This window comes from Cupriavidus sp. 01L45, from assembly GCF_056399885.1.
This window is the reverse complement of record NZ_JBFTSG010000011.1, coordinates 111,062-132,181: the sequence shown is the minus strand read 5'-3', so window position 1 is coordinate 132,181 and position 21,120 is coordinate 111,062. Positions and strand designations below refer to the sequence as shown.

Here is a 21,120-nt window from a genome sequence, read left to right as displayed (position 1 = left end):
GCGCGGATTCCCACTGCAGCCATCACCTAGAACAACCCCGAAATCCAACGCTGCCGTCAGACGGCACCACGTGGGACCCGGCGCCGTCCCAAATCTATTCACCTACGCCATGTCGATTGAAATCGAGCGCGCCGAAGCAATTGCCTTGGATCCGCATGCAGGGCTGGGACGGCTGCGGCGCCATGCCGGACTGGCTGCAGCGGGCGATCCACGCCGGGCAGACCGTGGAACATTTCCGGGTGCCCATCGCGGGAGTCACAGGGCGCGCCGTGAAGGGGGAGTTCCGATCTGAAATCGAACGGTTAGCGAGCGGCGCGGAATGCGCCACTACCCAGTGGGTGAGGATTGGTACGCGTTCGTATGCGGTCCGCTATAGTGGAACCCGTCATCTGCAAATTGCAAACGAGCTGTTTCCCGTGAAGAAACCCGACCTGCAAGCCAAGCTAGCCTACTGCGCCAAGACGCGCCGTTCCAACTATGCGGCAAGCCTGCGTCTTGAGGGCTATGACGTCACGCCAGCTGAGTCAAAGCGCAAGCTGCCCTCGCGTGAAGCCGTCCTGCAGACCTATCGCAAACCAGCTTGACCTTGGACAAGTACGGCACCGGCCAGGATCGTACTGCTACCCGGAGACGCACATGCTGCGTAACCGGCTGGACATCCAGGACGATGCGCTGCTTGCGCAAGCCGAGCGTGATCTCTCCGAGATTGCCGCCAGCCAGATCGATTTTTCGCTTCCCCCCTACGATCTGGCCTACCTGAAGCATATCCACCACACGCTGTTTCTCGATGTCTACGACTGGGCGGGCGATCTTCGCACCATCGACATCTCGAAGGGAAGCACACGCTTCTGCAACGTCAGCCGCATCGAGCCGGAGGCCGACAAGATCTTCCGTGCCATGGCGCAGCAAGCATGGTTCGAGGATTGGGAACGCCCTCAACTGGTCTGCGCCATGGCTGAGCATTTCGGTGACCTCAACATGATCCACCCCTTCCGGGAAGGGAACGGGCGCGCCCAGCGCATCCTGTTCGAGCACATCATCGTCAATGTCGGCTTCGAAATCAGTTGGTGGGCCGTCGAAGCGTCCGAGTGGATCGACGCCAATGTCGCGGCGGTCGTGTGCGACTATCGCCCGCTGGAAGCGGTGTTCGAACGGTGCATCGGACAGCGGATTGGCGATTGATTGGGGCTTGCCGCCCCCTCGCTGAAGGCGAAGGCGGGTAAGACCGGCGCCAGCCATAGGGCGGAGGGGGCACTGCGCGGAGACCGCGCCAGATTGCGGCCAACCCTCAGGTAGACCTTCCGCCGGAACGATGGATCAAGGTGTCGGACATAGCACAGGCGGGGCAGGAGGGTGTGGGACCGGTCAGAGCCGCCGAGGTTCAGGCGGCAGGCTTACCGGGCCGAGCGCAATGCGCCGGCCGGCCGGGCGGCGCTTCTGGAAGAGGAATAAAGACCGCCCGCCGGTACCGACGCCTGCGCGGCCGCGGCTGGTCCCGGACTGGGCTGCTGGGCGCTTACCAGTCCCTTCAAAGCACGAAGTCGTGGCACGGCGGCAAGGCATAATCAAGCTTTCCAGCACTGCGACTGAACTGACAGGCGTCCGTGGGCATGGTTTCCTGCTTGGCAAAGCCGCAGTGCGGGCAGGTCAGCACGGATTCAAGAATGACGGCACTCATCGCGTCCTCACAATCGCAACGCCCCTCGTCGTCAAACGCAATGGCCACCACCACGGGACGGCAGCGCAGGGAGAAAGGCAACGTGGGGTACGTATTACTCGATCTCGAAATGGCAGCCGTCGCCGCGCGGAACGGTTTTCCGCTCCGATAGCTACATGGGGGAGAGGTCGGCCAGCTTCGGCGCCGGCGCGCGCGGTGGCATGGTTGGTCCTATGGGATGGTCCTTCTGTTGTAGGCGCGCCGGCAGAATAGCGCCATAGGGCAAATGGCAAAGCCGAATGCGATCTCACGTTGGAATCCGATGGGTGGAAAATTGCCGGTCTTACCTTATAGAAAGCGGATCGCCGTATCGGCAAAGCCCTTCCAGCGTCGAATCTTGCCGTCGACGACCGTAAAGATGTGCAGCCATTCGGTTTCAACCAACTTGCCTTCGGGACGCGCGGTCCCACGTAAGAAGCCGAGTACAACCACATGCTCGCCTGACTCGATAAACTCCCGCGGCTCGAAAATTTCTGTGTCGTCCGCCTGTGCGAGCTGTGCGAAGAAGCTGGCGACTTCGGCTTTGTTGGTACGTTGCCCGGTGTAGGGAATCTGCGGTGGCCCTACCATCTTCCAGTCGACCTGGTCGGCCACCAGATCGAGGATGGCATTGACGTCGCCACGGCCATACGCCTCATAGGCTGCTTTCACGACAGAAATCGGGGTTGTCATTATTGTCTCCGATTGCACATTCCGGCCTGACTTCGCAGGGGCGGATGTTTCCAACTTAGTGCGAAAGGGTGTCCCATTCAAGGGTCGTGTTGCCGGGTTTGACGTCTGGCTTTGACTGCGGGCGACTCGTAAAGATTATGCGTTGCTCCCTGGGGCGGCGTTCCACACGCCAGTCCGGCATGTCGATTATTTCACGATTGTAAAATAATGCTCTGGACTTGCCTGCCAAGGAGCATTACCGCCCGTGCTGGTGGCTGGCAAAGACGAACCGGTCGGTCGTGCGAACGAGGCTGCGGTAGATGAGGCCCATGGGCCGAAAATTACCGGGGATTGTGTTCAAAATGGCCTTCGGCGAGGCCGGGGAGATGTCTCTGGCCGAGAGGAGGGGTGCATGTTGTGTTGGACCATGCCTGCCGCACCGCGGCGCACACCGCAGTCAAGGTAGCCGCCGCCGGGCTCTGGGCTGCGCCGCAGGTGGGAGCGCTCAACTGATTGGACGCGCGTGATGATCGAGAGCGCGCTCTGTGTCCGCCTTGGTGGAGGAAACAGTCCGTCATGATCGCGCCGCTTTTGCTCACCGTCGTCTGCTCACCTAACCATTCTCCGCAAGCCGATCATGGGCAAGCCAGCGGGGGTTTCCTTTGGCGTCGGCCGCCTGGGGGGGGCGAAGCCTATGGCTTGCTAAAGAGAGGTCCTGGCAAATAGTCTGCCCGAGGCCGGCCACCCGGCGATGCTCGCAGTACCTACTGGGTTTGACGGCGGGAAAGTGGCGAGGCGCTTGTTGCAATGCCAGAAACACGGAAAACGAGAGAGCATATGGAGACGACACTTGCCCCGAGGTAGCCGTGGTGGACGACGAACACACGCTCAGCCAACTGGTAAAGCCGGCCATGAGCGATACCGCCAACCGGGGGTCACTGGCGGATCCGAATCGGGGTCATCGTGGACTTTTCCCRCATCGCAACTAGACTGGTGCAATCACACCTTTCTCTGCGCGACTGCGCGAAATCCGGGGCCATTCAATGGAGGGACGGATCATGCACACTGTTATCAGAGCCTATTCCGGAAGCGGCGCCAGGGAGCTGTTCGATCTGCTGGAAAAGCGGACACCGGAAATCGAATCCCTGATGCGTTCGGTCCAGGGTTTTGTCAGCTACACGCTTGCGCGGACCGCCGATGGCGGCTTTTCTGTCACGACCTGCAATGACAAGGCGGGCGTGGATGAGAGCGTCAAGAAGGCGAAGGACTGGATCGCCGGGAACGCAGCCGGCACGGGCACAAGCGCGCCGACGATTTCCGAGGGAACCGTCATCCTGCACTCGAAATAGCAGCACGTGGCATCTCCCAGCGCTTCCCTCGTCGAGCCATCCTGAACGCTGCTGTTCTTCCGCTATGGTGTCACGCCCAACGCCAGCGAGCTCTACGGCATGGTGTGTAAGGGAGCAGGGGCATGCTGGCGTTGCGCGGGCGTACGCGCGTCACCATCGATCACGCGGACCGATCGTAACTCGACCGGGGGTGATCGAATGGACGGGACCTCCCCATCCCGGGGCTGCGGCGGAAGCCGCAAGTCGGCATCGAGGTGCCATGATGGCCTTGTCAAAATGCCATCACGACCACAGGAGGGGAAGTCCCATGTCCATTGTTACCGTGGGTATCGCGATCTGGCCAAAGCGTGTTTGCCGTTCATGGGGTCGAACTGCGTTAGCCGTCAGCAATGCCCCACGGCCGCGTTCGGTTCTGCTGCCCAGCTCGCTGAGGCAAAAATGAGTCGCAGCATGTGCGGCACTACGGCACCAGCCGTCACACAGTGAGGGCAGCGCTGGCCGAGCTACAGGAACTCGGCCTGGTGTCGAGGCGCAAGAATGTGGGGACTCGGGTGGAGGCATCCGCACCGACGAAAGCGTTTCGTCCCTCGCTGGCATCCGTGGAGGATCTGGTGCAATTCGGCGCCGCGCATCTGCGTGTGGTGCAGGCAATCGAGGAAGTGACGGTGAGCGGTGCGCAAGCCAAGGAACTGGGCTGTGCCAGCGGCGCGCACTGGCTACGCATCTCAAGCTTGCGCAGGGACGGCGATGCCAACACGCCGCCAATCGGCTGGACTGATGTGTATATCGATCCAACCTATGCGGAGATCGGCGAAATCGTACGCGCGTCGCCTGGTATCCTGATCAGTTCCCTGATCGAGGCGCGCTACGGCCGCTGCATTGCCGAGATACGCCAGGATGTGTGTGCCTTCAATGCCGGCGACACCGACATCTCACACGCCCTTGGGCTGACGCCGGGACAGGCGGCACTCAAGATCGTGCGCCGCTACTTCGATGCAAGCGGTCACGTGTTTGAGGTCTCGGTCACGGTGCATCCCGCCGACCGTTTTTCGCTATCTATGCGGCTGCAGCGTTCGAATGGATAAGCTGTCTTGTGAGATGGCATACGCCGCCGACCTGCTGCTTCGGCCAAGACGCGAGCGACGCAAACAACGTGAGCAAGCGGCAGGTTACGGACGGGYGGTGGCAAACCGCACCGTCGGCCATGAAAGCTATTGCGCCTTCTCTGCCCCATCAGCCAGTCGATTGCGAGCTGAGCCGAGGCATGACCGTCCGAAACGATGAAGAGACGATCACCGCCCTCGGCTCGGATGGCCGTTCGTGGGTGCTCACCGGACCTTCCGCAGCCAGAGTCCGGATGCCCGCTCGTTGATCGCCAAGCGGCGCGTGTCCGGCTCCATACTTTGCGCGGCGGTGGGACTTCGGGTGCTGCCTGAGGGGCTAAGTGCCGATGCGAACTGGAATTCGCCGCCGCCCGAATTGGCGGTTGAAGTGTCCAAATCGCCCGGCAATCGTCACGGAGCATTCGGGACAGTTGCCTGGCTGAGTGAGACGGTAGCTCTCAATGTTGTGCCAGTCGCGCACGATAAGCGGCGCACGACACGCCGGGCAGTAGGTCGTCGCGCCGTCGGGATCATGGACGTTGCCGGTGTAGACATACTGCAAGCCTTGCGCAATCGCGATCTTGCGGGCGCGGGAAAGCGTCAAGAACGGCGTCGGCGGCACATCGATCATCTTGTAGTCCGGATGGAATGCCGTGAAGTGCAGCGGCACGTCGCTGCCAAGCTCCTTCGCGATCCATTGCGCCTCGGCGCGAATCTCGACGTCGCTATCGTTCCTGCCAGGGATGAGCAGTGTCGTGATCTCGAGCCAGACATCAGTATCGTGTCTCAGATACTGGAGCGTCTCCAATACCGGCTGCAAACGAGCGCCAGTGAGCGTGAAATAAAACGCGTCGGTGAAGCCCTTCAGATCGACGTTCGCCGCATCCATCTTGGCGTAGAAGTCGCGCCGTGCTTCCGCGCCCATGTAGCCGGCGGTCACCGCCACTGTCTTGATGCCGCGCTTATGGCAAGCGTCGGCCACGTCCATCGCGTATTCGGCGAAGATTACCGGATCGTTGTAGGTGAATGCCACGCTCTTGCAGCCATGGGCCACTGCCGCGTCCGCGATCGATTCGGGCCTTGCCACAGCGGCAAGAGTCTCCATCTCGCGCGACTTGCTGACGTCCCAGTTCTGACAGAACTTGCACGCCAGGTTGCAGCCGGTCGTGCCGAACGACAGGACGCTGGTGCCGGGATAGAAATGGTTGAGCGGCTTTTTCTCGATCGGATCGATGCAGAAGCCCGATGAGCGGCCATAGGCCGTAAGGACCATCTGATCACCGACACGCCTGCGCACGAAACAAGCACCGCGCTGATCCCTATGCAGGCGACAGTTACGCGGACACAGGTCGCATTGCATGCGCCCATCATCGAGCAAATGCCCATAACGGCCAGGGTAAAGAGATTCCTTCATGGTAGTGGCAGCGGCAGGCGACTCCTAGACAGTGGGGTCGTGTCCGCTCATCCGGCAGCGCGTATCCGGAGCGACAAGCCCACCTCTGCCCATTATCCATCGAACGAATCCAATCCGCATCCGCTCCTTTTCCTGTACGGGGTGTCGCCAAAGTCTCAGATCCAGAGCGTGTTCCCGGTGCGGCAGCCATGGTCTTCGGCGAACCAGGGCTTCCCGCATCCGGCGTCGCAAGCGGAATCTACGCGCTGGCTCAAACCAGCTGGAGAGCATCGGACGATATTTGGGCACCGATGATTGCTGGAGGACCGTTCTCCGGTCGATGACGAGACGATCACGCATTCGGCTCGGATGACGGCTCGTTGCCACATACCGGGCGCTCGGTGGACAGAGACGGTATGCCCGCTCATCGGCCACTTCCGCTATTGGGCCGACTCTTGCGCCGGTTTCATGGCAGCACTCATTGAGGTTGCGGCGCCCGAGAAGACTGCTGAGGGACTCCACCTGCGCACGGATTGTGCCCCACGCGGCGCCTGGCTCAAGTTCGAGGGCAAGGTGGTGGCTCCACAAAGACTGCGCGGAGCCACCACCAACTGCGGGAGGAAACAATGCGTGTTGTTATCGCTGGCGTAGCGGGCGCTTGTTCAGGACGAAATCACCTAGACTGGACACAAGCCCGCCCTCAAGCCGTGCTGGATAAAAACAGTCCACTGGACTGGACGCCATATTGCACCGTTACGGTACTCCGCGCGTGCTGCCGCGTCCGCGGCCAAATCCTCCCTAATAGCCTCGATCACTACTCGCTCCCTCGACCTCGGTCGCATGTGAGCAATGGCCGAAGGACAGCCACTGTGCAGGCAGATGCGGCTTCAAGTCGGCAGGGAATGCATCAAGCGCTTTCGATCAAGCGCAGTACCGCAGCGGAAAGGGCGCCATTGCTGTCGCCAAGCAGGTCGACAGCGTCGAAATGATGGCCTCGCCTCTGTTCGACCACCTGCACGTCGAAGCCATGCGCTTCCAGTAGCGTCTGGTAGTCGCGCTGGAGCCGGTGATATTCCGGCGACTCATCGCCGCMCAAGGTAAGAATCATCGGCAGCTTCACCTTCGGCAGATGAGAGACGGGGCTGTAGGCGGCGACGTCCGCCTTGGTCAGTTGCACCACCTTGTTGAGATAGCAAAGCCGGATCGGTTCGAGGTCGTACAGCCCACTGATCGCGCAACCGCCCTTGAGTACGTTAGCCGGAACGCCGAAGTTCTCCCAGTTGGTGCCCGCCAGGATTGCTGTGAGATGTCCGCCAGCGGAGTGCCCCGAGACATAGATTCTGTTGGCATCGAAGCCACCGAGTTCCCCAGCGTTGCGATAGAGCCATATCACCGCGTCGCGATTGTCGCGGATGATCTCCGACATCCCCACTTCCGGCGCCAGCCGGTAGTTGACCACCGCAACGTTGATGTCGCGCTTCAGGTAGGGCGAGGCAATGTAGCTGAAGTCGGATTTGTCCAGAGACTGCCAGTATCCCCCGTGAATGAAGACCAGCAGCGGACGGCCCTTGTTGGCGGCCGGGAAAAAATCGAGCGTCTGCTTGGCGTCGGGTCCGTACGCGCGACTCTCCATGACGGGGTGGGTCAGGCGGAAGTTCTCGCTGACCTTCGCCCAGGTCTGGAAGATGTCCTGGAAGCCGGGAATACCCGCCCTGACGTTGTACTGCTTGTCCAGCTCTTCCTGATTGAAGTTTCGATACACTGACATTACTTTGGCTCCAGACTGTTGGAATCGATCGGCCGATTCCTTTTGCAAGATGCGACGCTCGTTGGCGTCCGACCAAAGATACTTGCCTGCGCCAGATCCTCGCGCGCCTGCAGATGACAGCGACTATCGCGGAGATGCCATGTTTGGAAAGAGCGAGAACCGGGATGACTATCAGGCCATAGGCCGGCCGATCGGCGGGATGGCGCGCACCCTTGCGGACGGCTTCTATATCGACACGCACTCACATCCGCGCGGCCAACTCATCTATGCTTACGTCGGCGCCATCTCGGTGTCGACCGACTATGGCTCATGGGTCGTGCCTCCCCAGCGCGCCGTCTGGGTGCCGTGCAATGTCCGGCACGCCATGCAGGCTTGCGGCGACGTCGAGATGCGCACCGTCTACATTCGCGAGAACGCCATCCCGGCGGAATTGCAGACGTGCTGCGTCGTTGCGGTGCCGCCGCTGCTCCGGGAACTGATTTCTGCCGTCGTGCGCATGCCGGTCGAGTACGAGCAGGACGGACGCGACGGCCTAGTGGTCCAGCTTCTGCTGCATGAGCTGCGCCCCCTCTCCGTGGTCCCCCTTCACTTGCCCATGCCCAAGGACAACCGGCTGCGCAAGATCTGCGCGAGGATCCTCGACGATCCTGCCGACGAAACGTCGGTACAGGAGTGGAGCCAGTTCGTTGGCGCCAGCGAGCGCACCATCATCCGTCTCTTTCCCGAAGAGACTGGACTGACCTATAGCCGCTGGAAACAGCAGGCGAGACTGATGGCTGCCGTTCGCCTCCTGGCGGAAGGATGCCACGTTACCGATATCGCACTGCAGCTCGGATACGAGAGTCCCAGCGCCTTCAGCGCCATGTTTCGCCGGGCGCTCGGTATGACGCCCACCGAGTATTTCCGGGATGCCGCAGGTGACTAACGCAGCCCCGCAGGCTGGATTGGCGTCTGCGCGACAGTAACTGGCGTCGGGACGCCGGTCACCGTCTCGGCCGTACGGCACAGTCAAGGGGCCGACGGTTGAGGCAGCGTGCTTTCTCCGTCGGTACTTGTTCAAATCGAGGAGTCAGCATGTCAGTCATCGATCGTATCGAGGCGGCCGGGATCGTCCTGCCAGCCGCCGAATTCCCCAGGGCTCTGTACGTGCCGTACACAGTACACAACGGCCTCCTGACGGTGTCGGGGCAGTTGCCGCTGAAAGGCGGAAAGCCAGAATTCGTCGGTAAGGTACCTGGTGAAGTCACCGTGGAAGATGCCCGCGCGGCGGCGCGGCTTTGCCTGGTCAATCTGCTCGGCTGGGCCGCGGCCGCAACGGACGGCGATCTCGAGCGGATCCGGGGCATCGTTCGTGTGGGTGGCTACGTGGCGGCGCAGCCGGGGTTTCATGACGCGCCCGCGGTGATCAACGCTGCTTCGGAGCTTCTCAATGAAATCTTTGGCGAAAAAGGGCGCCATGCCCGCGTGGCCATGGGGGTCGCGAGCCTGCCCTTCGACGCGCCAGTCGAAATCGAAGCCACGTTTGTCCTGGAAGCCTGAGCAATGGAAACACAGACAAAAGCCGGGTACGCCGACGTCCTGGTCGGATTGCAATACGGCGATGAAGGAAAGGCGCGGGTGGTGGATCATCTCGCCGGCGCTTATGACGTGATCGCGCGCTTCAACGGCGGTGCCAATGCGGGTCACACGATCGTCACTGCCAGCGGGGAATTGCGCTTGCGGCAGATCCCGTCAGGAGTATTGCATAGGCGGGTCGCACTCTATATCGGATCTGGCTGCGTCATCGGCTTGCAACAACTGGCGAGCGAGCTCGGGATGCTCGCCGCATACGGGATCGATCTCGCCGGTCGACTGACGATCAGCGACCGATGCCCACTTGTCCAGCCGGTCCACGTGCTGCGGGATCGCAATGAAGGCGGACAAATCGGCACGACGGGAAACGGCATTGGGCCCTGCTACGCGGACCTCGCTGTCCGGATGCACGACGGTGAGCGATGCTCCTTCCAGCTTCGGGACCTGTTGCGGGATGCCGAGGAGGTATTTGAAAAGCTGAATCGGGCTGCCGCATTGCGCGAGGAAGGCGAGCTCGCCAATGCCATGAACCGGATGCGCGAAGCGTGGGACGTCGTGCGGCCGTTCGTAACGGACGATCCACTCTGGCTGCCGCGTCGGGTGGAACAGGGGGCGAGGGTACTCTTCGAAGGCGCGCAGTCCGTGATGCTCGACGTCGTACATGGTGACCAGCCGTGGGTCACGTCCAGCCATACCTTGCCCTCGTATGCCTACGTGGGTGGCGATTTGCCGTGCAAGTACCACCGGAAGACGATCGGCGTGGCCAAGGCGATCGTCTCGCGCGTCGGCGGCGGACCGTTACCGACCGAACTCGGAGGAGAACGATCCGAGCGCTATTGTGCCGATGCCGCACGCTCAGGACGCGGCAAGGCCGACGAAGCCGCTGGGGCCAACGCCCTCGCGCTGCTCGCCGGGGACGACGATTTCGGCATCGGCATGGCACTCCGCATGCTGTCGAACGAGTACGGCACCGGAACAGGCAGGCCGCGCCGCGTCGGACTTCTAGATCTCGCGCAACTCCGGCTCGCCGTGCAACAGTTCGGCATCGACGAGGTCTTCGTGAATAAATGCGACAGCCTGGCGGCATTCGCCCGGTGCGCCGACCAAGGCATTCCGGTCATGGTCGGCAAGGGCTATGCCGGTGGCCGGCACACCATCCGCTTCCCCGCCTTCGGTGAAGCGGCGATTCCGAAGGATCCCGCTGCTCCGCTCCCTCCGCAGTTGGTGGCTCTGCTCACGCGCGTGGAAGAGGTTATCGGCCGGCCGCTGCGGGGGATCGGACTGGGCCCCGGGCGGGAGCAGATGCGCATGGTTGAAGAACACCAGGAAGATATGAAATGACCGATACAACACCATCCTATCTCGACAGCGCCATGCGTCGGACTGACCTCGCATGGACCGACTGGGAAGCAATCGAAGCGTTTCTGAAGGACGAACTGATCTGCAGGATTGCCGTCCACGATATGCCATACCCCTACGTCACGGCGCAGAGCTTCACATTTGCGGGTGACGCGTTCCTGATACACAGTTCGCGCTTCGGCAAGCTCGCCGCTGCAATCCGCGCCAATCCGCTGGTCACGATCGAAATCGACCGACCCATTGCGCTGCTTAAGGCACCCAAGGGCCAGAATACGAGCCTGGAGTACTACAGCGTCATCGCCCGGTGCGTGGTCGTGCTGCGCGATAGTACAGACGAGGTGCGCGCGCACCAGTATCAGGCACTCGACAAGTTCCGTCCCGAGAAGGATTACTCGCCGATCGAGGATGGCGCTGCCAATCAGATCGTGGCGTATCGATGCGAGATTCGCGAGATGACTGCAAAGAAACGCATCCTCGCCGACGGACAGTACTCGCCGCCTGGACAGCCGAAGGCGCCGTATCTTCGCTATCCCTTCCAGGCAGGCGCCACGCTATCCGGATTGGCGCCGGAGGCGTTCGATCCGCACAGGTTCGGCCGGGAAGGACGATAGCTATCACTCTAAATTTCTCTTTGCAACTCGCATGACAGGAGGGGTGCTCAGGCACCTCTTTTTTATCCTCAAGCCATCTTGCTTCGGCAATATTCCATGGCATCTGCGAGATAGAGCTTGGCGTTCCGGCACGCGCTTCGGAAGCGCATCCACGCGACAGTAGCAAGCGATAACGCGGCTTCGCGCTATCGCTTTCGGCCGGCACTCCCGGTGCCGGCACAAGAACTACTGGAGACAATATGAAGCTCACCCCCCTCGAGTTGATGCGCGTGCGCACCGGAGACCGTTTGGAACGGTTGCCGGTGTGCGGGTATCACCGATCGCTCTTCGCCATCATTGCGTTGGCGTTCTTCTTCGATAATCTCGACCTGGCTATGATGACGTATCTGCTGGGGTCTATTCGCACCGAGTTCGGGTTGACGTCCGCGCAGGCCGGCATGCTCGGGAGCGCCAGTTTCGTAGGGATGGGAATCGGTGCGCTAAGCTCCGGCGTGCTGGCGGACACGTTCGGCCGCAAACCGGTGTTCCAGGTCAGCATGATCATCTGGGGCGTCGGCAGCTATCTCTGTTCGACCGCCGACAGCCCGCAAGTGCTAGCCGCGTATCGATTGCTGCTCGGGCTCGGTATGGGCATGGAGCTGCCGTTGGCGCAGACCCTGATGTCGGAGTTCATCCCGGCGCGCCAGCGCGGCAAGTATCTGGCATTGATGGACGGCAACTGGCCGATCGCCTTTATCTGTGCCGGCCTGATGTCCTATTATGTGCTCAGTGCCTATACATGGCGAACGATGTTCCTGTTTGGGGCAATTCCCGCCCTCTTTCTGTTCGTCGTACGGCGGTATGTCCCCGAATCGCCGCGCTGGCTCGARTCGAAAGGCCGTCACGAGGAGGCCTCCGGCATCGTGGATCGTATCGAGAAAGTGGTCATGCGGAAATTGAAGCTGTCGTCGCTGCCGGAGATCATGCCTGCGCTGTCGGCTGCCGAGCCGGAGACCTCCGGTCTGCGCGTACTCTGGTCGCGCGAGTACCGGAGCCGGACATTGACGGTCTGGGGACTGTGGTTCTTCGCACTGCTGGGCTTCTACGGCCTGAACACGTGGATCGGCGCATTGCTGCAGCAGTCAGGGCTCGGCGTGAGCCAATCCGTGCTCTACACGGTCTACATTTCCATCGGCGGCATTCCAGGCTTCCTCTGGGCGGCGTTCGCCGTTGAGCGTTGGGGACGCAAGCCTGCATGCGTGACCACGCTCGTGGGCGGAGCCTGCATGGTATTCCTCTACGGAAAGGTCGCGGGCTCCAATCCGGACGCCATGATGCTCTTGATTTCGGGCGGCATGATGCAGTTCTTCATGTTCGGCATGTGGGCGGTGCTCTATACCTATACGCCCGAGCTCTATCCGACGCGGGCGCGGGCGTCTGGCTGCGGCATGGCGTCGACCATCGGGCGGATCGGCTCGTTGCTCGGGCCGACGCTGGTCGGGCTGGTATTGCCGATCGCCGGTCAGGCTGGCGTGTTCTGTCTCGGTGCGATGTGCTTTCTTGCTGCGGCAATGATCGTCTACAGGTTCGGCATCGAAACGCGAGGGAAGGCGCTGGAGACCATTGCCGAATGACGAGGCTGGCGGCGCGCTGTCTGTTGGACACCACCTCGGGTGGCGGCTGCTAGTGCCCGAGGTCGTGCTATCGACTGTAGTGTTGTTGCAACGAGCATCCAATTCGCCAGGTTCCCACCTCGCTGACCTGCTAGAGCTACTACGAGGCATGGGGCATATCCGAGGCGCGTTCGCTCGACTTCAAAATGTGGTTAGCACGGATTTGCACCTAGCGATGAAACTGGCAGAGTCGGCTGACATCACGCTATGGTTGCTGGATCGGGTGGTCTAGTATCTCGCTGCCACCGACAGCCACGCGATGCAACGATGGGGGCGGCACGGCAGCGTGGTGGCTTGAAGCCGGTCATCCGAGGTTGTCGGGACAGGGCATGTGACTTGGCGAGTGTCGGCTTTGGCCGATGAACCGACAAGTGCCGCCGACGCGCGAGTGGCCGTTGTTTAGTGTTGAAGCGACGCTCGAGCGTCCGAATGGACCACCGGGCCGACGGCCGGAACTGGTCAACGGCCGATGTGGTGACGGCACCGAAGCCGACCGATTCCGGCTGTTTGCACCTGGGGTCATCAGTGACCGGAGCTCGGCCGAAGCGACCGCGCGCATCTTGTACGCGCCGGGCGAGGCCGGCAACGCGGGCGGCGTAGCCACCGGGTGGAGATTTCGGCTGTACGCGATGAAGGACCTCCACGCCAACTGCATACACCTTGGCCAGAAGGACGACGGCTGCATCAACTATGTGGACGGGGCCAATATCGCCGGCTTTGTCACGGTGGCGGACGCCATGCTGGCGCAGGGCGTGATCCGACGCAGGCACTGCCGGCTCGCGGCAATGGGCCTGCGCCTTCGGGGCATCAATTCGGGCTGGGAAAGGCGCCGTTGACGCAGATCATATAGGTCAGTCCGTTGGGCGTGACCGAGCCCAGGTTCGGCAGCGCAAAGTTGGTCATGCCGTCGCCGCCGTATGTGGTGCCAAGCAGGCTGAACAACGCCGTGTACTGGTTGATGAGCAGCAGCTGGCCGTTTGCGGGCATGCCCTGCCCCCAGCGCGCGGCAGTTAGCCAGACCGAGCCCAGCACGCAATCGACGCCGGCATTGGCGGGGCCGGCTCCGCCGGGCGTGCCAAGGCCGGGCACGGTGCCGGTAGCGCCCGTTGCGCCCGTGGCACCGGTCGGACCCGTGGCCCCGGTGGCGCCCGTCACGCCGGTCGCACCGGCGGCACCCGTTGCGCCAGTGACACCGGTCGAACCCGCGGCCCCGGTGGCCCCCGTCACGCCGGCTGCGCCGGTGGCACCCGTTGCGCCGGTCGGACCCGTGGCGCCGGTGGCCCCCGTTGCGCCCGTGGCACCTTGCGGACCCGTGGTACCAGTGGGCCCCGTCACGCCGGTGGCGCCCGTGGCGCCGGTCGGACCGGTTCCCCCGGTTGCCCCGGCCGCGCCCGTGGCACCTTGCGGACCCGTGGCGCCGGTGGCGCCAGCTGCGCCATTCGCACCTGCCGCACCCGTGGCCCCGGTCGCTCCCACGTCGCCGCGCGCGATCTGGTTTGTCACCGCCGCCAGCGTGGTGTTGGTTGCGGCCAGGCGGGCGCTCAGTGCTTCGAGGCGGTCGTCATAGGCGTCGCCGTTCCTGGGCGAGAATTTCTGGTTTAGCAGGTCGAGGCTGCCGGCATCCACGCCGAGGTTGGTCAGGCGCTGCTTGACCAGCGTCAGCGCGGTCTGCAGGCGATCGCTGGTCGCGCCGGCGGAGACGGCCGAGAAGGTCGCGAAGAAGGCTTCGGTATCCGGATTCTGCGCGGCTGATGCCACCACCAGTTCGGTGATCGGCGTAATGTTGGTGGTACCAGGGCCCTGCAAAAAGGAGTGCAGCACCTGTCCGTTGGAGGTGACGACCCGCGCTGCGCACGGCAGCGTCAGCCCGGTGGTCGAGACCGACCAACTGCCGTCGGCGCCAGTGGTGGTGCGGATCTGGCCGCTGACGCACTTGATCAGCACTTCCGCGTTGGTGATGGGTGCGCCGGTCGCGGCGGTGCCGGACATCGTGGCGGCCGGCAGTGCGCCGGCGGAGACCGCCGCGCCCGCGTTGCCGCCGTCGCCACCGCCGCAGCCGGACAGGAGAATGGCCGTAGCGGCGGAAAGGCCGATGGCCCATTGGTGTTGTTTCATGATTCCCGACCCCTTCGATTAAGTAGTTCTGGATGTGCGCGCATTGGCGTGCTGTTGACATGGCACGCTGACCTTGCCGAAAAGACAGGATGTCTTTATCGGTGAATGCCATGGCCCTGTGGATAAAAATATGGCCGTTTCCGGACGCGAAAAATGGTAGCGTCAGAAATGGTTCCCATGTCCCCACTTTAGTAGGGGGTGTCGCATTTGAATTGACGGTATGCTCTCGCCTTTCTGACCCGCGACTACGGAGAACCGGCGGTGGCACGCATTTGCCTGAACATGATCGTCAAGGATGAAGCCCCTGTGATCACGCGCTGCCTGCAGAGCGTCAAGCCGTGGATCGACCACTGGGTCATCGTCGATACCGGTTCCTCCGACGGCACGCAAGAGGTCATCCGTCAGTTCATGGCCGACATTCCCGGCACGCTGCACGAACGTCCGTGGCGAGATTTCGCCCACAACCGCAATGAGGCCATGGCGCTGGCAAAGGACGAGATGACCGGCGCTGATGACTACCTGCTGTTCATCGATGCCGATGAAACCCTGCGCATGGACTTGGGGTTTCGGTGGCCGGCGCCCGGTGCCGACGGGTACCAGTTCCGCTGCGAACTCAATGGCTGGCAATACCTGCGCAATGCGCTGGTCTCGGCGCGCATGCCATGGCGCTGGGAGGGGGTGCTTCACGAATACCTGACGCAGGATCAGCCGCATCGCTGGGATGCACTGCCCGGTGCTGCCATCGTGGTGTCGCATGACGGCGCAAGGGCGCGCGCCTGGGATACCTATCTGCGCGATATCGCGGTACTCGAAAAAGCGGTACACGACGAGCCGGCCAATACGCGATATCGTTTCTATCTGGCACAGAGCTATCGCGATGCCGGCAAGTTCGACGAGAGCATTCGCGTTTATGGCGAACGCGCCGAAATGGGGGGCTGGGAAGAGGAAGTCTGGTTCGCTCGCTTCCAGATCGCGGCACTGCGGGAGCGTCGCGGCGATGCGCCTGCTGCCGTACGCGAGGCGTATCTGATCGCCTATCAGGCGCGCCCGACCCGGGCTGAACCATTGTGCGAGCTTGCCCGTTATCACCGGCTGCGCAACGAATATGCCCTTGCGCACTTGTTTGCCCAGCAGGCAGCAGCGCTGACGAGGCCAGCGGACGCACTGTTCGTGGATGAATCGGTCTACGTATGGCGCGCACTAGACGAACTTGCCGTGAGCGCCTACCACGTCGGTGCGATCGAACAGGGCAGGCTGGCCCTGGCGCGGCTGGTGGCCGAGGCACGGTTTCCTGCAGACCATCAGGCGCGCATCGAAGGCAATCGGCAGTACTTCGGCCTTTGACGCCCACCTGGCGCATCGTTCTACCCCCAGCGGGTGACACGCCGGGCCTGCAGAAAGTGGCCATCTTGCAAACTCGTTGAATGGCCGTCGTGGCCGATCTCAGCCGTCTGCCTGCGGCCATATCCACCCTGCGCCCATCCTTCGGACCACTAGGCATGGGCCGATTCTTTCGCCAGTCGGGATCGAAAAAATGGAGCCTCGCGGGCTCCATTCGTTCAGCAGGTCGGTACACCTTACAGGGCGGCGTCCTTCAGTTTCTTCAGCGGGCGGACCTTCACCTTGACGGTTGCGGGCTTTGCTGCGAACCACTGATCTTCGCCAGTGAACGGGTTCTTGCCGAAGCGCTTCTTGGTCGCCGCCACTTGCAGGGCCGTGACCTTGAGCAGGCCAGGGAGCGTGAATTCGCCCGCACCCTTCTTGTGCACCGCGCTCAGGACCGTGTTTTCCAGGTGGGCCAGCACGGTCTTGACGGTCTTGGCGTCGAGCTCGGTCTGGGCGACCAGGTGGGCCAGCAAGCTCGCCTTGGTGAAGGTTTCCTTCAGCGGCTTCGCCACCGGTGCAGCCGCAGCGGCCTTCTTTGCCGGTGCTACTGCCTTCTTGGCCGGCGCTGCCTTCTTGGCGGCAGGCTTGGCCGGGGTCTTTACGACAGCTTTCGCTTTGGTTGCCATGGATTCTTTCGTCTGGTTACTCGTTGATATTTCGCCGTAGAGGCGTCCGCGAGAATAGCAAACTCTATGCGGTATGTGGGACCTGGGGACACCAACACTTACAACTGAGCATCAATGGTGGCCCTGATCCGGTCGCAGGTTCTCGTGCTGGCCAGCCCAAGCAGCTTGCTGACTTCATCGCGGTTGCGCCCGGCAAGTAGCAGCCGCCGGCAGTAGGTGTTGCGCAGCACCCGCGGGCTCATGTCTTGCGCTTCGAAGTCGATCGCGAGGAGCGCCGCTCGCACGATCTTGCCAAGACTCATATCCGTGATCGGCTCGCCGCTGGCCTGGAGGGAGAACACGAGGTCGCCAACGACCGGAAGGGTCTGCCGGCGAACGCGGCGAGGTGGATCGTGCGGGTATCACGCGCGCCGTGGGCTGGCACGTGCAAGTAGGGCGGGGCAGCATCGGGCTGCAGGTCCTCCCGGCGGGCCGTGCGGCCTTCCAATGCCGTGACGCCGGTGCCTAGGAAGAGCGCCACGATGGCGCGGTTGCGCAAGGCCGCCGGATCATCCCCGGCGTGCGGCTGCACCCAAGCCTGCAGGCGGGCGTCCGCGTCCTCGGGCAGGTAGATGGGATCCGGCTCGGCCTTCGGCCACTGACCGTCGCGGACCAATTGACCGGCTGGATTGCTCTTGCGCACGCCGATGGCAACCAAGTGGCGGCACAACCGGTCCAGCAGTTTCAGATAGCGCATGCGCGTGGCGGCACTGTAGCCGCGCGCGTCGGGCGCCTGCCAGAAGGTATCGATATGGTCAGGACCGAAGGTGGCCACGGTGGCGTCGACGTCGAGCAGATGACGCCGGAAGTGCTCGAACATGGCCTGATGCTGGATGATCGAGCGGGCCGCGAAAGGGCGCCGGTCCGCGCCGGATGCCTCGCGGCGCTGCCAATCGGCGTAGGCGAGGGTGGGATTGGTGAGCCAGAGGCTGTCGACGGGTGTCATGACCGCATTTATATACTGAATTCCGCTTTCCCCGCACCCCAACCGCCTCTTCGAGGCGGACATAGCCTTCAGGTTAGCGGGGTGGAACCAGGCGGACAGATGCTCGCCGCCGTGTGGCTCTGGAGAAAAGGTCGCCACCATGCTCATGCGCGATGCGGATTGCGCTTGAGGCGGGCATAGCGCGGATAGCGGGCGTCGAGCATCTCTTCTATCATCTGCTGGCGGTCTCCGTCCTCAGGGTCGGGGGGGCACTCCAGCAGGTTTGTGTCTGCACAGAAACGCATGATTTCCAACAGCAACGCTTCGCGCCGCGGCGGTGGGAAATGCAGGCGTCTGGCTTTGGTCCAGTAGCGGTGGCCGCGATGGGTGAGGGCAAGCAGGGCGTCGGGCGTCCCATCGAGGTTGGCAGCGAGGGCCTTGGCTTCCAACTGCAGGGTGATGGTGATAGTCATTGATTTGGCTGGAGATTCGTCAGGGCGATCCAACGGGAAACGATGTGCGCGCGGTTTCCCGTTCCCTCCTCGACGTCGGCTTCGGCGGTCATGCCACTGGGTCCTTGGAAAATGCTCCGGATGGTTGCCCAACGGGGCGCAATGCCGGGCAGGTGGCGGTAGGCGTGAATGACGCGCTCGCCCACCGTGAACGGCCCAGCGCGGCGGAAGTAGGGCACCCCGTTGGGAAAGCGCCCGATCTCTTCGGTTAGTTGGCAGGACAAGCCGTCCAGGTACTGGCCGAGCTGGGAGCGCTGCATCCCGATGCCGCCGCTGGTTTCCACGATCGCCGGCGTAGCGCCAGCACCAACCTTGCGGGCCCACCGCTCAACGGCCGCGCGCATCACCCGACGGTAGTGCATGCCGCCGGCGAGGAAGACCGGGCCGACCTGGTCGGGCCACGCCGCACCGGCCATCGCCGTCGACAGGCCCGAGAGCATGGATCTCCGCGCGATCCGCGGTCATACGGGCATCGTAGGGGGCAATCTCCGCGTCCGGCTGGATAAAGCCATGCTGTGCCGAGAGGATGATGACTTGGGGCTGCGCATCGGCTCGCACGTGCGCGCGAAACGTTTCATACATGACGCCGCGATACAGATCCATGGCGGGGGCAGGGCGGTTGAGCTTCGTGGCCGAGCAGGCCATCAGTACCAACGGGCGAGCCGGCGATCGTGCGACGGTTGCGCGAGCGATTTCATCAAAGAGGCTGAGTTGCGTGGGGTGGGCTTGCATCGGAAGCACGGGGGTGATGGGACATACTTCCAATCTACAGGCGCAGGCTGGAAGTCAAGGCCGGACAGCCGGGGGGGCCGTCAAATGTCCCGTCCGGCGCGCTTGGCGTTGCGCGCCCCGACAAGCGAGGCCTCGCTGCGCGTTGCCAACTCGGGGATTGGCACCTGCATCATGTTTCGTGCGGCCTCGCGTATCGCGCTGGTGAGGCACTCACGTCTGCCACCCAGGTCAACATTCCCATGGTTCCGGATCAAGCGGGTCGCGTTGAAACGCCAAGCGGGAACCCGTGCGGTGGCTCCGGCCTCGGGGGCGGCGCTGATGCCGACGGTGGCGTGGCACACGCGGTCCATTCCCAGCTGTACCGTATCGTAGTGAATCACCAGGACCGTCCCGGCGGCACTAAAGAAGTGCTCGAACTCCGTCGAGATCAAATCCTGCACGACGGCGCCGGGATCACCCACCGGCTCGTCGCCGTAGGCGAGGACGCCGAGCGCTGACGCGGGCGAGGCGGAAAAGGTGAGGGCGGCGCCGATCGGGGCGATGGTGCTACGCATGTATTTCTCCTGACAGATGACGGTCCTTCGGCTTCCAAGCCGGAACCTTCAGCAGAACGGGCGTGCGTACGGGCGCGTGTTGCCGGCTCTGATGGCAGATGTAGTGACCGAAGGTCCTTCTACAGCCGGCCGATCAACGTCACAACTAGTTCGTTGAGGGCTAGATGGTCGATGATCTGGAAATCGGACATTTGTGCAAGGCCCAATCCCTGCACCACAGCATAAAAGCACGAGGTCGGAGTTGTTGACGGTGAAGCGGGATTCTGGAAGTAGCTTGTGCACTCCGCCATCGATTTGGAATTCTGAGTCGGGTGATCTGCCATTCGTGCCAGCGTGGCACCTGCGTTCATGCTTGGATATTTCCTCGCATGTTTCGGGAAGCCCATACCAGGCTACGAAGGAAGGGGCTGCAGAAGCCGCCCTGCGCATCGGCTCAAGCCGCCAGGACCGATCTGATGCGCGCATTCAACGACTTTGCGCGTGCGTTCAAAGTGAGGTCGGTGCGCGAAGTCGAACTTCAGCACATCGAGGGATGAATGGGGCTCGTGACTCCCTGGCCGCCCGCTGAAATCCTCCCCGCATGGCCAAGGACCTGTAAACGCCTGCTGCCCTGGGCCTTGTCCGACCCCTCGCCCCGTCGCTCGCTGTCTTCGCGAAATTCCGCAGGTACTGCCGCGCGCCCACAAAGGGGAGCCAAATTTTGGCATTCGACAAGTTTCGCAATCATGCGAGGGGATTGGCGCTGCGCGAACAACATGCTGTTTCTTCACGCGTGCCTAGTGCCTACTAAAAATGACGGCTAGGATTCAACGCAACACGTCAAGTATCTGGCCAGAACGCGCGCGACGCACTGCGCAGCAGCGCGCCAAGGACAAAAAATGAACTCTACGCCCTGCACGCGCCCGGGGTGGAGTGTGTTGCCAAGGGCAAGGTCCGTCATCCCTACGAATTCGGCGTGAAGGTGAGCCTGGCAATCACTGCCAAGCGGGGTCTCACCGTCCGTGCGCGCAGCTTCCCTGGCAATACCTCCGACAACCACACGCTACACGCAATTTG

At 62.6% G+C, this 21,120-nt stretch carries 23 protein-coding genes and 3 pseudogenes; 13 read left to right on the top strand and 13 right to left on the bottom strand.

The window, feature by feature from the left end; genetic code table 11:
* Positions 1 to 158: 158 nt before the first annotated feature.
* From AC1DT6_RS10145 to AC1DT6_RS10135, 3 genes and pseudogenes are all read left to right on the top strand, one after another.
* Positions 159 to 242: pseudogene (locus AC1DT6_RS10145) on the top strand (H-NS histone family protein); the annotation flags it as partial.
* Positions 225 to 584: a YhfG family protein gene (locus AC1DT6_RS10140; protein WP_441634872.1), complete on the top strand. Its 360-nt coding sequence runs from the start codon at positions 225 to 227 to the stop codon at positions 582 to 584. The pseudogene AC1DT6_RS10145 and the gene AC1DT6_RS10140, both read left to right, overlap by 18 nt.
* 52 nt (positions 585 to 636) lie before the next feature.
* A complete protein-coding gene (locus tag AC1DT6_RS10135; protein WP_441634849.1) occupies positions 637 to 1,182 on the top strand; it encodes a Fic/DOC family protein in 546 nt (181 codons plus the stop codon).
* Positions 1,183 to 1,528: 346 nt separating this feature from the next.
* On the opposite strand, the gene AC1DT6_RS10130 is transcribed toward AC1DT6_RS10135, so the two are convergent.
* A complete protein-coding gene (locus AC1DT6_RS10130; RefSeq protein ID WP_477111335.1) occupies positions 1,529 to 1,759 on the bottom strand; it encodes a hypothetical protein in 231 nt (76 codons plus the stop codon).
* Positions 1,760 to 2,005: 246 nt separating this feature from the next.
* On the bottom strand, positions 2,006 to 2,389 hold the full coding sequence (locus tag AC1DT6_RS10125; RefSeq protein ID WP_441634845.1) for a nuclear transport factor 2 family protein: 384 nt from the start codon (positions 2,387 to 2,389) through the stop codon (positions 2,006 to 2,008).
* A 1,037-nt stretch (positions 2,390 to 3,426) separates the two neighbouring features.
* On the opposite strand from AC1DT6_RS10125, the gene AC1DT6_RS10120 reads away from it, so the two are divergent.
* Both AC1DT6_RS10120 and AC1DT6_RS10115 read left to right on the top strand, forming a co-directional pair.
* Positions 3,427 to 3,717, top strand: a complete 291-nt coding sequence (locus AC1DT6_RS10120) for a hypothetical protein (RefSeq protein ID WP_441634870.1) — start codon at positions 3,427 to 3,429, stop codon at positions 3,715 to 3,717.
* A 482-nt stretch (positions 3,718 to 4,199) separates the two neighbouring features.
* Positions 4,200 to 4,802, top strand: coding sequence for a GntR family transcriptional regulator (locus AC1DT6_RS10115; RefSeq protein WP_477114650.1), 603 nt, complete (start codon positions 4,200 to 4,202; stop codon positions 4,800 to 4,802).
* A gap of 355 nt (positions 4,803 to 5,157) precedes the next feature.
* Here AC1DT6_RS10115 and amrS read toward each other — a convergent pair whose 3' ends face one another.
* Complete coding sequence (amrS, locus tag AC1DT6_RS10110; RefSeq protein ID WP_441634841.1) at positions 5,158 to 6,234, bottom strand: AmmeMemoRadiSam system radical SAM enzyme; 1,077 nt, start codon at positions 6,232 to 6,234, stop codon at positions 5,158 to 5,160.
* An 886-nt stretch (positions 6,235 to 7,120) separates the two neighbouring features.
* Positions 7,121 to 7,981: an alpha/beta hydrolase gene (locus tag AC1DT6_RS10105; RefSeq protein WP_477114649.1), complete on the bottom strand. Its 861-nt coding sequence runs from the start codon at positions 7,979 to 7,981 to the stop codon at positions 7,121 to 7,123.
* Positions 7,982 to 8,120: 139 nt separating this feature from the next.
* On the opposite strand from AC1DT6_RS10105, the gene AC1DT6_RS10100 reads away from it, so the two are divergent.
* The 6 genes and pseudogenes from AC1DT6_RS10100 to AC1DT6_RS10075 form a co-directional block, all read left to right on the top strand.
* Positions 8,121 to 8,906, top strand: coding sequence for an AraC family transcriptional regulator (locus AC1DT6_RS10100; protein WP_441634839.1), 786 nt, complete (start codon positions 8,121 to 8,123; stop codon positions 8,904 to 8,906).
* A 149-nt stretch (positions 8,907 to 9,055) separates the two neighbouring features.
* Positions 9,056 to 9,520: a RidA family protein gene (locus AC1DT6_RS10095; RefSeq protein ID WP_441634837.1), complete on the top strand. Its 465-nt coding sequence runs from the start codon at positions 9,056 to 9,058 to the stop codon at positions 9,518 to 9,520.
* Between the two features lie 3 nt (positions 9,521 to 9,523).
* The gene (locus AC1DT6_RS10090; protein WP_441634836.1) at positions 9,524 to 10,894 is read left to right on the top strand and encodes an adenylosuccinate synthetase; all 1,371 of its coding nucleotides are present in this window, start codon (positions 9,524 to 9,526) and stop codon (positions 10,892 to 10,894) included.
* Positions 10,891 to 11,523, top strand: a complete 633-nt coding sequence (locus tag AC1DT6_RS10085) for a pyridoxamine 5'-phosphate oxidase family protein (RefSeq protein WP_441634834.1) — start codon at positions 10,891 to 10,893, stop codon at positions 11,521 to 11,523. The genes AC1DT6_RS10090 and AC1DT6_RS10085 overlap by 4 nt, the downstream gene beginning before the upstream one ends.
* 239 nt (positions 11,524 to 11,762) lie before the next feature.
* Positions 11,763 to 13,136 (top strand): MFS transporter, encoded by a 1,374-nt coding sequence (locus AC1DT6_RS10080; protein ID WP_441634832.1) that lies wholly within the window; start codon positions 11,763 to 11,765, stop codon positions 13,134 to 13,136.
* 659 nt (positions 13,137 to 13,795) lie between these two features.
* Positions 13,796 to 13,933: pseudogene (locus AC1DT6_RS10075) on the top strand (NADP-specific glutamate dehydrogenase); the annotation flags it as partial.
* 49 nt (positions 13,934 to 13,982) lie between these two features.
* Here the strand turns inward: AC1DT6_RS10075 and AC1DT6_RS10070 are convergent.
* Positions 13,983 to 15,290, bottom strand: coding sequence for a phage tail protein (locus tag AC1DT6_RS10070; RefSeq protein WP_477111333.1), 1,308 nt, complete (start codon positions 15,288 to 15,290; stop codon positions 13,983 to 13,985).
* 261 nt (positions 15,291 to 15,551) lie between these two features.
* Here AC1DT6_RS10070 and AC1DT6_RS10065 point away from each other — a divergent pair, with 261 nt between their 5' ends.
* Positions 15,552 to 16,634 carry a tetratricopeptide repeat-containing glycosyltransferase gene (locus AC1DT6_RS10065; protein ID WP_441630800.1) on the top strand — a complete coding sequence of 361 codons (1,083 nt, stop codon included), beginning with the start codon at positions 15,552 to 15,554 and terminating at the stop codon, positions 16,632 to 16,634.
* A gap of 233 nt (positions 16,635 to 16,867) precedes the next feature.
* Here AC1DT6_RS10065 and AC1DT6_RS10060 read toward each other — a convergent pair whose 3' ends face one another.
* The 8 genes from AC1DT6_RS10060 to AC1DT6_RS10025 all read right to left on the bottom strand — a co-directional run bounded on the left by AC1DT6_RS10060 (position 16,868) and on the right by AC1DT6_RS10025 (position 20,414).
* Complete coding sequence (locus AC1DT6_RS10060) at positions 16,868 to 17,302, bottom strand: HU family DNA-binding protein (protein ID WP_441630802.1); 435 nt, start codon at positions 17,300 to 17,302, stop codon at positions 16,868 to 16,870.
* Positions 17,303 to 17,400: 98 nt separating this feature from the next.
* Positions 17,401 to 17,604, bottom strand: coding sequence for a hypothetical protein (locus tag AC1DT6_RS10055; RefSeq protein ID WP_441630804.1), 204 nt, complete (start codon positions 17,602 to 17,604; stop codon positions 17,401 to 17,403).
* The gene (locus tag AC1DT6_RS10050) at positions 17,601 to 18,287 is read right to left on the bottom strand and encodes a hypothetical protein (protein ID WP_441630805.1); all 687 of its coding nucleotides are present in this window, start codon (positions 18,285 to 18,287) and stop codon (positions 17,601 to 17,603) included. Before AC1DT6_RS10050 ends, AC1DT6_RS10055 begins: the two co-directional genes overlap by 4 nt.
* Positions 18,288 to 18,430: 143 nt before the next feature.
* Positions 18,431 to 18,739: a hypothetical protein gene (locus AC1DT6_RS10045; protein ID WP_441630807.1), complete on the bottom strand. Its 309-nt coding sequence runs from the start codon at positions 18,737 to 18,739 to the stop codon at positions 18,431 to 18,433.
* Positions 18,736 to 19,218, bottom strand: coding sequence for a hypothetical protein (locus AC1DT6_RS10040; protein WP_441630809.1), 483 nt, complete (start codon positions 19,216 to 19,218; stop codon positions 18,736 to 18,738). Before AC1DT6_RS10040 ends, AC1DT6_RS10045 begins: the two co-directional genes overlap by 4 nt.
* Positions 19,106 to 19,381: a DUF6884 domain-containing protein gene (locus AC1DT6_RS10035; RefSeq protein WP_477111393.1), complete on the bottom strand. Its 276-nt coding sequence runs from the start codon at positions 19,379 to 19,381 to the stop codon at positions 19,106 to 19,108. The genes AC1DT6_RS10040 and AC1DT6_RS10035 overlap by 113 nt, the downstream gene beginning before the upstream one ends.
* Positions 19,382 to 19,590: 209 nt before the next feature.
* Positions 19,591 to 20,064, bottom strand: a complete 474-nt coding sequence (locus tag AC1DT6_RS10030) for a hypothetical protein (RefSeq protein WP_441630812.1) — start codon at positions 20,062 to 20,064, stop codon at positions 19,591 to 19,593.
* Positions 20,065 to 20,183: 119 nt separating this feature from the next.
* Positions 20,184 to 20,414: a hypothetical protein gene (locus AC1DT6_RS10025; protein ID WP_441630814.1), complete on the bottom strand. Its 231-nt coding sequence runs from the start codon at positions 20,412 to 20,414 to the stop codon at positions 20,184 to 20,186.
* 478 nt (positions 20,415 to 20,892) lie between these two features.
* Between AC1DT6_RS10025 and AC1DT6_RS10020 the strand changes: the two are divergent.
* Positions 20,893 to 21,109: pseudogene (locus AC1DT6_RS10020) on the top strand (IS5/IS1182 family transposase); the annotation flags it as partial.
* Between the last annotated feature and the right edge of the window lie 11 nt (positions 21,110 to 21,120).

Bases quoted from the DNA above. Each gene is read 5' to 3' on its own strand.
- amrS (WP_441634841.1), bottom strand. From the start codon at position 6,234: ATGAAGGAATCTCTTTACCCTGGCCGTTATGGGCATTTGCTCGATGAT.
- AC1DT6_RS10030 (WP_441630812.1), bottom strand. From the start codon at position 20,064: ATGCGTAGCACCATCGCCCCGATCGGCGCCGCCCTCACCTTTTCCGCC.
- AC1DT6_RS10035 (WP_477111393.1), bottom strand. From the start codon at position 19,381: ATGGATCTGTATCGCGGCGTCATGTATGAAACGTTTCGCGCGCACGTG.
- AC1DT6_RS10120 (WP_441634870.1), top strand. From the start codon at position 3,427: ATGCACACTGTTATCAGAGCCTATTCCGGAAGCGGCGCCAGGGAGCTG.
- AC1DT6_RS10025 (WP_441630814.1), bottom strand. From the start codon at position 20,414: ATGAACGCAGGTGCCACGCTGGCACGAATGGCAGATCACCCGACTCAG.
- AC1DT6_RS10060 (WP_441630802.1), bottom strand. From the start codon at position 17,302: ATGGCAACCAAAGCGAAAGCTGTCGTAAAGACCCCGGCCAAGCCTGCC.
- AC1DT6_RS10125 (WP_441634845.1), bottom strand. From the start codon at position 2,389: ATGACAACCCCGATTTCTGTCGTGAAAGCAGCCTATGAGGCGTATGGC.
- AC1DT6_RS10070 (WP_477111333.1), bottom strand. From the start codon at position 15,290: ATGAAACAACACCAATGGGCCATCGGCCTTTCCGCCGCTACGGCCATT.
- AC1DT6_RS10090 (WP_441634836.1), top strand. From the start codon at position 9,524: ATGGAAACACAGACAAAAGCCGGGTACGCCGACGTCCTGGTCGGATTG.
- AC1DT6_RS10095 (WP_441634837.1), top strand. From the start codon at position 9,056: ATGTCAGTCATCGATCGTATCGAGGCGGCCGGGATCGTCCTGCCAGCC.
- AC1DT6_RS10050 (WP_441630805.1), bottom strand. From the start codon at position 18,287: ATGACACCCGTCGACAGCCTCTGGCTCACCAATCCCACCCTCGCCTAC.
- AC1DT6_RS10055 (WP_441630804.1), bottom strand. From the start codon at position 17,604: ATGAGTCTTGGCAAGATCGTGCGAGCGGCGCTCCTCGCGATCGACTTC.
- AC1DT6_RS10100 (WP_441634839.1), top strand. From the start codon at position 8,121: ATGTTTGGAAAGAGCGAGAACCGGGATGACTATCAGGCCATAGGCCGG.
- AC1DT6_RS10135 (WP_441634849.1), top strand. From the start codon at position 637: ATGCTGCGTAACCGGCTGGACATCCAGGACGATGCGCTGCTTGCGCAA.
- AC1DT6_RS10040 (WP_441630809.1), bottom strand. From the start codon at position 19,218: ATGCTCTCGGGCCTGTCGACGGCGATGGCCGGTGCGGCGTGGCCCGAC.
- AC1DT6_RS10085 (WP_441634834.1), top strand. From the start codon at position 10,891: ATGACCGATACAACACCATCCTATCTCGACAGCGCCATGCGTCGGACT.
- AC1DT6_RS10045 (WP_441630807.1), bottom strand. From the start codon at position 18,739: ATGACTATCACCATCACCCTGCAGTTGGAAGCCAAGGCCCTCGCTGCC.